At 49.9% G+C, this 13,272-nt stretch carries 12 protein-coding genes; 10 read left to right on the plus strand and 2 right to left on the minus strand.

Going from position 1 to position 13,272, the window contains the following annotated elements:
• Positions 1-47: 47 nt before the first annotated feature.
• The 6 genes from GE278_19910 (at position 48) to GE278_19935 (ending at position 4,731) form a co-directional block, all read left to right on the plus strand.
• A complete protein-coding gene (locus GE278_19910; GenBank protein ID QLK62874.1) occupies positions 48-737 on the plus strand; it encodes a GMP/IMP nucleotidase in 690 nt (229 codons plus the stop codon).
• A 24-nt stretch (positions 738-761) separates the two neighbouring features.
• On the plus strand, positions 762-1,166 hold the full coding sequence (gene hslR / locus GE278_19915) for a ribosome-associated heat shock protein Hsp15 (protein QLK62875.1): 405 nt from the start codon (positions 762-764) through the stop codon (positions 1,164-1,166).
• Between the two features lie 24 nt (positions 1,167-1,190).
• Complete coding sequence (locus tag GE278_19920; protein ID QLK62876.1) at positions 1,191-2,075, plus strand: Hsp33 family molecular chaperone HslO; 885 nt, start codon at positions 1,191-1,193, stop codon at positions 2,073-2,075.
• Positions 2,076-2,314: 239 nt separating this feature from the next.
• Complete coding sequence (pckA, locus tag GE278_19925; GenBank protein ID QLK62877.1) at positions 2,315-3,937, plus strand: phosphoenolpyruvate carboxykinase (ATP); 1,623 nt, start codon at positions 2,315-2,317, stop codon at positions 3,935-3,937.
• Between the two features lie 105 nt (positions 3,938-4,042).
• On the plus strand, positions 4,043-4,255 hold the full coding sequence (locus GE278_19930) for a plasmid stabilization protein (protein QLK62878.1): 213 nt from the start codon (positions 4,043-4,045) through the stop codon (positions 4,253-4,255).
• Positions 4,252-4,731: a PIN domain-containing protein gene (locus GE278_19935; protein ID QLK62879.1), complete on the plus strand. Its 480-nt coding sequence runs from the start codon at positions 4,252-4,254 to the stop codon at positions 4,729-4,731. Before GE278_19930 ends, GE278_19935 begins: the two co-directional genes overlap by 4 nt.
• Before the next feature lie 764 nt (positions 4,732-5,495).
• Here GE278_19935 and envZ read toward each other — a convergent pair.
• On the minus strand, positions 5,496-6,857 hold the full coding sequence (envZ, locus tag GE278_19940) for a two-component system sensor histidine kinase EnvZ (GenBank protein ID QLK62880.1): 1,362 nt from the start codon (positions 6,855-6,857) through the stop codon (positions 5,496-5,498).
• Complete coding sequence (gene ompR, locus GE278_19945; protein QLK62881.1) at positions 6,854-7,573, minus strand: two-component system response regulator OmpR; 720 nt, start codon at positions 7,571-7,573, stop codon at positions 6,854-6,856. The genes envZ and ompR overlap by 4 nt, the downstream gene beginning before the upstream one ends.
• Before the next feature lie 657 nt (positions 7,574-8,230).
• Here ompR and GE278_19950 point away from each other — a divergent pair.
• From GE278_19950 to GE278_19965, 4 genes are all read left to right on the plus strand, one after another.
• On the plus strand, positions 8,231-8,785 hold the full coding sequence (locus tag GE278_19950; protein QLK62882.1) for a fimbrial protein: 555 nt from the start codon (positions 8,231-8,233) through the stop codon (positions 8,783-8,785).
• Between the two features lie 94 nt (positions 8,786-8,879).
• Entirely contained in the window at positions 8,880-9,566 is a 687-nt protein-coding gene (locus GE278_19955; protein ID QLK62883.1) for a fimbria/pilus periplasmic chaperone, read from the plus strand.
• Positions 9,567-9,607: 41 nt separating this feature from the next.
• Complete coding sequence (locus tag GE278_19960; GenBank protein ID QLK62884.1) at positions 9,608-12,148, plus strand: fimbria/pilus outer membrane usher protein; 2,541 nt, start codon at positions 9,608-9,610, stop codon at positions 12,146-12,148.
• 95 nt (positions 12,149-12,243) lie between these two features.
• Positions 12,244-13,251: a fimbrial protein gene (locus GE278_19965; GenBank protein ID QLK63361.1), complete on the plus strand. Its 1,008-nt coding sequence runs from the start codon at positions 12,244-12,246 to the stop codon at positions 13,249-13,251.
• Positions 13,252-13,272: the final 21 nt, after the last annotated feature.

A 13,272-nucleotide genomic window follows, 5' to 3' on the forward strand; every position in this document is an offset into this window, starting at 1 on the left:
GTTTATTATCTTCTGCCATGCCCAGGCCCGCAGGATATGGAGTTTTCATGCCCCTTGATCTCGACTGGAACAATATCGATACCGTTTTGCTGGATATGGACGGTACGCTGCTTGATCTGGCCTTCGATAGCCAATTCTGGTTGCAAGATGTGCCTCAGGCGTTGAGCGTGCAACGCGCTATCCCGCTGGAAAATGCCCGTCAGATAATTCATGACGAATACCTGGCCGTCCAGCACACCATGAACTGGTATTGCTTTGACTACTGGAGCGAGCGGCTGGATCTGGACATCTACCAGATGACGACTAACATCGGCAAAAATGCAAAACTTCGCGACGATACGATGCCGTTCTTACAGCATCTGAGGGCAAGTGGCCGCGAAACTATTTTGCTGACCAATGCGCATCCTCATAGCCTGTCAGTGAAGATTGAACACACCGGTTTGGATAAGCACCTTGATTTATTACTTTCCACCCACACATTTGGTTATCCAAAGGAAGATCAACGTTTGTGGGCTGCCGTGCAGAAGCAAACGGGCTTTAACCCCGAGAGAACGCTGTTTGTCGATGACGGGGAGCCGATTCTGAATGCGGCAAAAACCTTTGGTATCCGCTATTGTCTGGGTATAGAGAATCCGGATTCAAGCGGTGCGAACAAGTCATTTCAAGGACATCCTTCGATCAATGACTACCGCGACCTGTTGCCTTCGATTCACCCGATAACAGGCCCTGCTCAGTAGTTCTGGCACGTTTCAGGGGGAAAGATGAAAGGTAAAAAGGAAGAAGACGATAACGCTGTACGTCTCGATAAATGGCTGTGGGCGGCTCGTTTTTATAAGACCCGTGCGCTGGCGCGCGAGATGATTGACGGCGGTAAAGTGCATTACAACGGCCAGCGAGGGAAACCGAGCAAGCTGATGGAACTGAATGCCGAAATTACCCTGCGTCAGGGAACCGATGCAAAAACGATCATTGTGCTGGGGCTGACAACTCAGCGCCGCAGTGCGGAAGAAGCACAAACGCTTTATCAGGAAACCGAGGCCAGCATTGCCAGCCGGGAGAAAATTTCCCAGGCACGGAAAATGAATGCGATGCCCCATCCGGACAGACGTCCGGATAAAAAGGAACGCCGCAACCTGATCAAATTTAAATATGGTGACACCGAATAAACGTCGCCAAACAGAGAGAACGTTATGTCTAATCACGACCAGTTACACCGTTACCTGTTCAACCATCACGCTGTACGCGGCGAACTGGTTTCGCTTCACGAGACTTTCCAGCAGATCGTAGCCGGGCATGACTATCCGGCAGACGTCCGTAACCTGCTGGGCGAAATGCTGGTCGCGACCAGCCTGCTGACCGCCATGCTTAAGTTTGACGGCGATATCACCGTGCAACTGCAGGGCGATGGCCCGCTGAAGCTCGCAGTGATTAACGGTAATAATCTTCAGGAATTGCGCGGTCTCGCGCGTCTGCAAGGCGAAATCAAAGAAGGCAGCTCGCTGAAAGAGATGATTGGCAATGGCTATATGGTGATCACTATTTCTCCGACCGCGGGTGAACGTTATCAGGGCGTTGTCGGGCTGGAAGGCGAGAACCTGGCTGAGTGTCTGGAAAACTATTTCATGCAGTCCGAGCAGTTGCCGACCCGTATTTTCATCCGCAGCGGTGAAGTGGAAGGTAAGCCAGCGACCGGCGGTATGTTGTTACAGGTTCTGCCTGCTGAAGAGACCGATCCGGAAGAATTCAGCCATCTTGCGCAGCTTACAGCGACCATTAAAGCCGAAGAGTTGCTCAATTTGCCTCCCAATGAAGTGCTTTATCGTCTGTATCATCAGGAAGAAGTCACCCTGTACGAACCGCAGAGCGTGTGTTTCCGCTGTACCTGCTCGCGTGAACGCTGCGCCGGTGCGCTGCTGACGATGCCTGATGACGAGATTCTCGAAATGCTGGAAGAAGATGGCAAAATCGAGATGCATTGTGATTATTGCGGTTCAGATTACGCATTTGACGCGATGGATATGGCGACACTGAAGGCAAGCGGCAACGTTATCTCCGGAACTGATAACGTTCACTGATCGTTAACTGACTAAATCAAAAGGGACTTTCTGCTGAAAGTCCCTTTTTTAATGCTTGTTTATAACGTCCTTGCACAATTTGTTGGTATTCCATCACAATTCGAGAAAAAAATTCACATCTCCCGTTAATCTTTGATAGCTATCGCTGTTCGTGCGCGATAAATACCTACAATTACAACTAATTTATCCCTAAAGGCCTACGCCCTTTGGGGTTCTATGCGCAGGAAAGGAGCAGGGAAATGCCAACCACTCTCGGTATCACCGCCGAAACACTCGCCCGTTACGGGATTCATCAAAGCAGTCAAATCATCTATAACCCTGATTACGAAACCCTTTTCAAAGAAGAAACCGCACCGGGTCTGGAAGGTTTTGAGCGCGGGCAGGTGACAGAACTAGGCGCAGTGAACGTCGATACCGGCATTTTCACCGGCCGTTCGCCTAAAGATAAATACATTGTCCGCGACGATGTCACCCGCGACACCGTCTGGTGGTCCGATCAGGGCAAAGGCAAGAATGACAACAAACCGCTGTCGCAGGAAGTCTGGTCATCGCTGAAGGCGCTGGTCGGCAAGCAACTTTCGGGCAAAAGGCTGTTTATCATTGATGCGTTCTGCGGTGCCAACGCCGACTCCCGCCTGAAAGTCCGTTTCATCACTGAAGTGGCCTGGCAGGCACACTTCGTCAAGAACATGTTTATCCGCCCGACCGACGGGGAACTGGAAAATTTTGAGCCTGACTTTATCGTCATGAACGGCGCGAAATGCACCAATCCCGACTGGCAGAAGCAGGGGCTGAACTCTGAAAACTTCATCGCCTTCAACCTGACCGAGCGCATCCAGTTGATCGGCGGCTCGTGGTACGGCGGCGAAATGAAGAAAGGCATGTTCGCCGTGATGAACTACCTGCTGCCGCTAAAGGGTATCGCCTCCATGCACTGCTCAGCCAACGTCGGTGAAAAAGGCGATGTGGCAGTCTTCTTCGGCCTCTCCGGCACCGGTAAAACCACGCTCTCGACCGATCCAAAGCGTCAGCTGATTGGTGACGATGAACACGGATGGGACGATGACGGCGTCTTCAACTTTGAAGGCGGCTGCTACGCGAAAACCATCAAACTCAGCAAAGAAGCCGAGCCGGAAATTTTTGGCGCGATTAAGCGGGATGCATTACTGGAAAATGTCGTGGTTAGCGCAGACGGCAAAATCGATTTCGATGACAACAGCAAAACCGAAAACACCCGCGTGTCATACCCGATTTATCACATCCAGAATATCGTGAAACCAGTCTCCAAAGCGGGCCACGCCAGCAAAGTGATCTTCCTGACCGCCGATGCCTTTGGTGTTCTTCCGCCGGTTTCCCGCCTGACGGCTTCTCAGACGCAGTATCATTTTCTGTCAGGCTTTACCGCTAAACTGGCAGGCACCGAACGCGGTGTCAACGAACCGACTCCGACCTTCTCCGCCTGTTTCGGCGCAGCGTTCCTGATGCTGCATCCGACGCAATACTCTGAAGTGCTGGTCAGGCGCATGGAAGCCGTCGGCGCGCAGGCATATCTGGTGAATACCGGCTGGAACGGCACCGGTAAACGTATTTCGCTCAAAAATACCCGCGCTATCATCGACGCTATACTCAACGGTACGATAGACGACGTTGAGACTTTCACCCTGCCAATGTTTAATCTCGCCGTGCCGACCGCGTTGCCGGGCGTTGATCCGCACATCCTCGATCCGCGCAATACTTACGCCAGCCGTGAACAGTGGCAGGAAAAGGCACAGCATCTGGCTCAGCTGTTTATCGATAATTTCGATAAATATACCGACACCCCTGCGGGTGCAGCGCTGGTCAGCGCAGGCCCTCAGCGTTAATTTACCGATACTTATCAGGCGCGGATCCCGCGCCTTTTTATTGCAAAAATTTCTGCACGTCGCACTATGGCAGCACTGCTTGCATTGATTTCACTGGAGCTAATTATGGCTACCCTCACGGTTCGCAATCTGGATGAAGAGATAAAAGACCTGCTGCGCATCGCTGCCGCCAAAAAAGGGCACTCGATGGAAGAGGAGGCGCGTTTAATTCTGAAACAGGCACTCACCAGCACTCCGCCTGAATTCGGCCTCGGCAGCCAGTTGCACCAGCGTTTCTCCGCGCTGAGCATCAGTCCTTTGGAATTGCCGCCAAAATGATCATTCTCAATACCTCCGTCATCTTTGAGATGATCACTCCCAAACCGCATAAAACGGTTCTGCAGTGGCTCGACGCGCAGGATGCCAGCCAGCTGTATCTCACCAGCCTGAGCGTAGCCGAACTGTTCACATGGGTCGACGGCCTGCCCGATGAGCAGCCCAGAGCACCGCTTAATGACGCTTTACTGGATATGTTTAATCACGATTTCGCCGGACGCCTGCTGCCGTTCGACGCCGCCAGCGCCCTGCATTATTCGCGCGTACTCACCTTATCAAAGCAGGCAGGCGTGACGATGGAAGAGCGCGATGCACAGCTTGTCGCGATATGCCTGAACCATCAGGCGTCGCTGGTGACACATAACGTCGGGATGTTTGCACACACGGGCGTGGTTGTGGTGAATCCGTGGGACGTGGTGCAGGCGCCGAGGTGGCGGGAGGAAGCGGCGGAGTATTATGTGATGAGTCGGAAGAATTAAAGCGCAGGCGGGCGTTTAATCCCGCTGAGTCATCGCACGGTGGTGGCTTAAAGCCGACGGGGAAAGTTTCGGTTTCTTAGGTGCGAATGCCGCGCACTGGCGACCTTAAAGCAGAACGAGAAAGTTTCGGTTTCTCAATAGCAGTGATCGCTTAACTCACTGCGCCAAAACCGCCCAAGAGAGGCCAGGACGGGCCTCTCTTGGATCTCTCCGTCTTTTTAACTGCGCGCTGCCGCTAGGTCGAAGGACATGTTCAGATACTTACGTGGGTGGCGCAAACCCCTGCCGCTGCGCGTCCCTTCTCTCGGTCTTCGAGCCGCAGGTCTCGAAGCCGCCCGTTCAGCAGGATTTTTTGATCGCGCCATCTCACCATTTTTAAAACAAAAAAAGAGTTTAGTGTTTGGCTTTTTGAAATGCTCCCATCAGGTGAAGCTGACCTAGAAGCCATTAGCCGCTTTCAAAAATTACGCCGGAGCGAGAGATGAAAAACCGCGCGTCTTTTTGCGCGGGTTGTAATCCGAGCGAAGGGCACCGCGCAGCGGCGGGATTTTGCGGCAATAGCAGAAGTACCTGAAACATAGCCCGTCTGCATGGCACGTGTTTGAAAAAGCGAGGGGAGTGCAGAGGGGAAAAGCCTTTCCCCTCTGCTCGGTTTCGGCGCAGGAGGTCATGTGATCGCTGCCATTGAGAAACCGAAATAATCCCGGTTCAATATTGAAGCCTTCATTGCATAGGCATCGCCGGGATTATTAAGGCCCCTTAATTCACACCGGTTTCTGCTGTACCGCCACCGCTTTAAGCATCTCCACCGGTAACGGTAAATAAGCTCTTATTCTCAATCCGCCCCGGTCACTTTTCCCGATATCTAACGTCCCCGAGTGCGCATCAATAATACGCTGGACGATAGCCAGTCCAAGCCCGGTACCGCTGGTGGTTCGGGCACTTTCACCGCGCACAAATGGCTGGAACAGATGCTTGAGCTGATCGGGTGCAATACCAGGACCATCGTCTTCGACCTGAAACCATGCACGCTGGAGCTCGCGGCCACTGCTGACTTTTATCCAGCCGTCACCGTAGCGGGCGGCATTCACCACCATGTTCACCACGGCACGTTTAATGGAAAGCGGGTGCGCATTCACCAGCAATTCACCGTCGGCCAGACCGGAGTCAATCTCACGCTCATAGCCGCTTTCCGTCGCGATCACTTCGCCCAAAATACCGTTAAGATCGGTGATTTCGGTAGGCATCTCCTGACCGGTGCGCAAATAATCGATAAACTGCTCGATGATGGCATTGCACTCTTCGATATCTTTATTGATCGACTCCGCAAGATATCCATCGCCGTCACTCATCATCTCTGTGGCTAAACGGATACGCGTCAGCGGGGTGCGTAAATCATGGCTGACGCCCGCCATCAGTAAAGTACGGTCATCGGCCAGCAGTTTTACACCGGCAGCCATCTGGTTAAAAGCGCGCGTTACCGAACGGACTTCAGACGCGCCATATTCGCGCAGGGGCGGAGGGATAATCCCTTTACCTACCTGCAACGCAGCGTGTTCAAGTTCCACAAGGGGTCGATTTTGGATGCGAATAAATAGCCACGCGCCGCCGATCGCCAACAACATTATCGCGAGCGTATAGCGGAACAACGGGGAAAAATCACCCTGATGGATTTCAGTAAGGGGAACGCGTACCCAGATATCAGGCGACAACCAGGTTTTCAGCCACACCACCGGCGTGTTTTTGTTTACTTCCACACGCACGTCGGTCGGCCCACCGAGCTGTTGAGCCATCTGCTGACTCAGGAATTCGTAGTGCTGCGCCCAGCGAAGACCACTCTCCTCGGCCGCAGAGTTGGTATAAAGCGAGATGCCCAGTTCGCGATAAATCTCACGACGAAACGCCGGGGGTACTGCCAGCAACGTACCATCTTCCAGCTGCAAACGGTCGGTCATCAGCATACGTACTTCGTATGCCAGCACTTTATTGAACTGTTGCAGGCTCGGTAAAATGGCGAAGTTCAGCACCACCAGATAGGTCGTCACCAGGCTGACGAACAGCAAGGTGACGATTAATAACAGTGTTCGGGCAAACGAGCTACGCGGTGAAAAGCGTATTCGTCTCATGCCTTACTGCCGTCCGGGACGAAGACGTAACCCAGACCCCAAACGGTCTGGATATAACGCGGGTGCGCCGGATCTTCTTCTACCATGCGGCGCAGACGGGAAATCTGCACGTCGATAGAACGCTCCATCGCACTGTATTCACGGCCACGCGCCAGATTCATCAGCTTGTCGCGGGACAGCGGTTCACGCGGGTGGCTCACCAGCGCTTTCAGTACGGCGAATTCACCACTGGTCAGCGGCATAGGCTCGTCTTCGCGGAACATTTCGCGGGTACCGAGGTTCAGTTTGAACTTACCGAACGAAATCACCGCTTCTTCCTGAGAAGGTGCGCCCGGCAACTCGTTAGCCTGACGGCGCAGCACGGCACGGATACGCGCCAGCAGTTCACGCGGGTTGAATGGCTTAGGAATGTAGTCGTCAGCGCCAATTTCCAGGCCGACGATACGGTCAACTTCTTCACCTTTCGCTGTGACCATAATGATCGGCATCGGGTTACTCTGGCTGCGCAGGCGGCGGCAGATAGACAAACCGTCTTCGCCCGGCAACATCAAATCCAACACCATCAGATGGAAGGATTCACGGGTCAGCAGGCGATCCATCTGCTCGGCATTCGCGACGCTGCGCACCTGGAAGCCCTGCTCTGTCAGATAACGTTCTAAAAGTGCGCGCAGGCGCATGTCGTCATCGACAACCAGAATTTTGTGATTTTCTTGCATGTAACTCTCCCAAAGGCGTGAATGCCTGAAGCTTCTATTGTTAGAAATATGAGCCAAAACAGACAGCGTTTAATGGTATATATTCTAGTCGAAATTGTAACAATGAATACGGATTTCCTAATTTATCAACAATATCAGAGGAATCTCTCGCCATCTACGGTTGGTTTGTTACGGTTTGTCGCGATGCCAGTTGGAGGCGTGTTACTCCCCCTTGGGACTTAACGGTTCAACAATCAACCCTTACTTTTCAATATCCCATGATAAAAAGAAATTTCGGAAATTAAATCATTTTAAAATGAACGAATAAATATAACCCTTCCTTGCAGAGGCTGACTTTTTAAGGCACTTCCTTACCTTAATCATTAAATTAAAATGTCTAATAAAATGATCCCTGTAAAAATATTCTTCGCTAAATTTCTTTAATCAATACTTCAAATAATAACTGAGGTGAATTAAGGTTAACTAAAAGATCATTTAAATGAATATAACAACTTCGATCTTATCAACCTGATATAATAATGATCGCCACCCTCTATTCAATGTCTACAACAGTTGATAGAATCCGCATTTGCTGGCATTTAATTAGTATCGCTAATATATTAGCCAAGCGTACATGTGACTAAACTCTTAGTTTTTTCTTTCAGAATGGATGCGAAAATGAAAAAGACATACAAGCTCATAGTAAGTGGGTTACTGCTGGCATTAGCCGGTAACAGTTATGCGATAGATGGGAGAATAAACTTTCACGGTGAAATTATTAAAACTGCCTGTATCATTAATGGGGGTAATGATATTGAAGTTGAATTAGGTACTTATTCAGCAGCACAATTCCGCGAAGTTAATGATACCTCACCCAATATTCCTTTTACTCTGCCCCTGGCTAACTGCCCTGTCGCTAAGGTGCAAAATGACCCCATCCCGCACTTTCGTGTGTGGCTGGAAGCCGAAGCGGTAGACGCAACGCATCCTAATTTAGTGAAATTGGGAAATAGTTTTGGCGATACCATGGCCGACGGCGTAGGGATCCAGATTCTGGATGCCACAACAAAAGACGTGATGCTTCTCAATACATTACCAACCATAACTTACGACATCACCAGCGCGACCATGAACATCAACCTGCTGGCGAATTATCAGTCCTACAAAACCCCTGATCTGATCACTGCGGGTCCAGCCGATGCCAGCGTCAATGTGACACTCGATTACCGTTAAGCCGCTCCTGAGCGGCAGGCCCAGTAAAATGGGCCATTTTTCATTACCTGAGTAACGGAATATTTATCATTCATTACTGGATGCAATTATCTAAATGCGTAATATCATCAATTCAATCATTACATTGACTCTTCTGTTTTTTCTACCGATTCAGCTGAGCTATGGTGGCGGAATTCTTGTGGGTCGCACACGGATAATTTATGAAGCAAATAAAAAGGAAGCCTCATTACCTCTCAGTAATAAATCCGACAGTAAGCCGTTTCTGATCCAATCGTGGATCGATAATGGTGATGGTAAAACGCGCGGGCCTTTTGTGGTGACTCCACCGCTATTTAGGTTAAACGCTAATGAGGAGAATAATTTACGCATATCGTATACAGGTGGTGAACTCCCCAATGACAAAGAATCGATATTTTACATTAATGTCCGGGCTATACCTTCTACACCGAAAAATGAATCAAACGAGTTACGACTCGTCATTAAGACAAGAATAAAACTTTTTTATCGCCCTGATAAATTACAAGGTAAAGCATTTGATGCTTACAAATTGCTGACTTTTTCACGCGTCAACGGCCATCTTATTATCAATAATCCTTCTCCTTATTACGTGGTATTCAGCTACCTGATCGTCGGTAACAGCATACTTAAGGATACCGACATGATTGCCCCAGGCAGCCAGCTCAATGTGATATTACCTGCGAACACTACCGGGAATACCATTGAGTGGAGAGCAATCAACGACTACGGCGGAGATACCGAGTCGGAAAAGCGAGCGCTTTAGTTTGACCATGCGTTGATTCGCCATCAGGAAGAGCAGGGAAGATGATTATGGGTAATGATACGAATGCACAAAGACCGGAAAACGACATGTCTTCTCCCCGTCAGCAAGGTAAAACCTTAGCGCCTGGGGTAAGTTGTATTTTTTTTGTGATCACATTTATTGTTCATTCGGTCCACGCTGAGGAAGTCTATTTCGATCCGAGATTATTGGAAAACAATGATCAGGCAGCCGTAAAGGTAGATCTCTCGGTGTTCGCGCTAAGTGACAAGGCGCAGGTTGCCGGTGTCTATAACACGGCAATTTACGTGAATCAGGAAAAAGTATTACAGCAAAACATCCGCTATAACCAAAAGTCGGACGGCTCTTTGATCCCGGAAATCACCCCTGATTTACTTCGTGCGTTGAATGTTCGCGTTGACGCATTTCCGTCCCTGACGCAACACCCGCATGACGCACCACTCGACAACCTGACCCTATATATTCCGGCAGCGGACGCAAAGTTCGACTTTAACAGAATGCGTCTGGATTTCAGCATTCCACAAGCCGCTATGGAACAAAAAGCCAGTGGCTATATTGATCCCAAAAAATGGGACGATGGCGTACCAGTCCTGTTTTCTAACTACGCTTTTTCAGGCTCACAACGGAACAATAAAAACGGCAGTGATGATTCCAGTCAGTATTTGAATCTGCAAAACGGCTTAAATCTGGGCGCATGGCGCCTTCGCAACTACAGCACGTATAGTAATAGCGATGGCCAACAAAGTTGGGATGCGATCTCCACTTATGCGCAACGGGATATTAAAGCCCTCAAGTCTCAGTTGCTGATAGGGGAAAGCTCCACGCCGGGCGATCTCTTTCCAAGCCTGCAATTTACTGGGGTTCAATTGTCTTCCGACGACAATATGCTGCCCAACAGCCAGCGTGGCTTCGCACCCACCATTCGCGGTATTGCAAATTCCAATGCCGAAGTGACCATCAGACAAGACGGCTACATCATTTATCAAAGCTATGTCGCGCCGGGTGCGTTCGAAATTAATGACCTTTATCCTTCGTCTTACAGTGGTGATCTGGAAGTAACGGTGAAAGAAGCCGACGGCACTGAACGCAAATTTAACCAGCCTTTTTCTGCCGTGCCCGTTATGCAGCGACCTGGACGCTTGAAGTACAGCAGCACCGTTGGCCGCTACCGCTCAAACGATAGCGGCGATAAAGAACCAGAATTTGCACAAGGGACGGTGATCTACGGGGTTTCAAATGAAATAACCACTTATGTTGGCTTATTACTGTCGCCTGATTATCGCGCGGGTCAGGCAGGGATGGGGTTCAGCCTGTTCGCCCTCGGTTCAATCTCTGTCGATGTCACTCAGGCTCAGACCCATCTGGACAACGACCAGAATAGCAGCGGTCAGTCTTATCGTATTCAATATTCAAAAAATGTCGAAACAACGGACACAAACTTTTCCGTGGCCAGCTATCGCTATTCAACCAGCGGTTTTTACGATTTTGACGAAGCTAATCAGTCTCAGGACAATGCGCCTCAGGACGGACATAAACGCAGCAAATACCAGGTCAGTATTAATCAGGCACTATGGGAAGGGGCGAGTCTCTATTTATCGGCTTATCAGCAAGACTACTGGCGCAGTACCAACAAAGAGAAAAATATCTCCCTCGGCATGAATACCAGCTGGTACGGGATCAGCTACAACCTTTCTTACTCTTACAGCCAGATGGAAAATCAGGAAAACGATCAGCAGCTTGCACTGAATATTCGTGTTCCTTTAAGTCGATGGCTACCGCAAAGCTGGGCGACGTATAACGTTACGCATCAGAAAAATGGTGACACACGCCAACAGGTTGGACTCAGCGGGACTGCGCTGGATGATTACCGTCTCAGCTATTCTCTTCAGCAAAGCCATGCAGATCAGGGAGGTGGCAACAGCAGTAACCTGAATGCATCCTATCGCTCATCCTACGGCACATTGAATGCCGGTTATTACTACGACGACCATTCACAGCAAACCAGCTATGGCCTTGCAGGCGGGATTGTTGCCCATGAAAAGGGGATCACACTTTCTCAGCCGCTTGGGGACTCTTTTGCACTAATTGATACCAATGGCGCCAGCGGTGCGCGGGTGCAAAATATTCCCGGCCTTAAAACAGACTGGCGCGGCTACGCCGTGGTGCCTTATCTCACTTCTTATACTGAAAATCGCATCGTGATTGATACCACCACACTGCCGGCAGATGTGGATGTCACAAATACTTCAGAACTGGTTATCCCTAATAAAGGTGCCATGGTCGTTGCACATTTCGACGCACGTATTGGCGTGCGTGTATTGATTAAACTCACTCGGTTTGACGGATCTGTTGTGCCATTCGGCGCTGTGGCGGTCAGCGAAGACCAGACATTAGAGAATATCGTTGATGATGGCGGGGTTCTGTATCTATCCGGTGTGAAAGTGGATGAACCCATCAAGTTACATGTGAAATGGGGCACCAGCGCAAACCAGCAATGCAAAGCCAGTCTCAACCTCAGGCAAGCAGCGGCCTCTGTTCAATCCGTCACGGCCCCCTGTGTTTAAGGACAACAATAATGAAGAAGAATGCCGGAAAAATATTGGGAATGGTGCTGATGATTACAGGCGCCTGCATCGCCCCGGGTTATGCGAGCACGGCCATTTGTGAACCCACCAATGGTGGTGCGACCTCTTATGAAAACATGATCTTGCACGATTTACGCGACGACGAAAATTCGAGGGGCAATAGTTTCGAGGAGGCACTCAACAGCAGCCAGCAAAATTATCGTATCACCTGCAACTGCTCAGATACCGATGCGGCGAGTACTAATGGAGTGTTAATTATGTACAGTCTGCAAACGTCGTTACCCCTCGGACACACGACAGATTACTATAAAATTAATGATCATCTGGATGTCATGACCCAAATTGCTATTCCGAAAAATGACTATGTTACCGTCCCTACCAGAAAAGCAGTCAGTGATGGAACACACCACTGGGATAAAGAAAATACCGGTATCTGTCAGCAACAAACTTCGCAAGATAACCTGAACACTGGCTCACAGGGGAAAGTGACATTTTATATCACTACACCTTTCGTCGGGGAAATTACGATCCCACGCACGGAAATTGCCCGCATTTACACCTCTTCTGCCACGGTAACTACCACTGCTCCCCCGTTGGGCTCACCCGTAGCCATTGTTTATCTCAGTGGTACTATGACAGTACCGCAAAGTTGTGAAATCAATCAGGGAGAAACTATCTCAGTTAATTTCGGAACCATTGAGGCAAGTAAATTCACTAAAAAAAACAATCCTCCAGAAGGCTATCGGCCCGTAACGTTCAATATCCTTTATGACTGTACGGAAAATGGCCTGCCGGTCATTCCTCTCAATAATAAAATCATGATGATCCTCGATGGCCAGGACGTTGAGAATCAGTACTATCTGGTAGCCCGGCGTCGTCAGTCCGACAATAAAGCAGATATAGGGATCGTCGTAGAAGATGCCGGTGGGACTTACGTGCCATTTGCACAAGGTGTTTTGCCAATGAATCAGAACGGACTGGGGAAAATTACGCTGACCGCCTTTCCGATAAATTTGGTCGGCAGCGAACTGGATACCGGTGATTTTGACGCCACTGCAACGCTCAAAGTCGATATCCGCTGATGTCATAATGATACAAAGGCC

This window comes from Enterobacteriaceae bacterium Kacie_13, assembly GCA_013457415.1.
Lineage (GTDB): Bacteria > Pseudomonadota > Gammaproteobacteria > Enterobacterales > Enterobacteriaceae > Rahnella.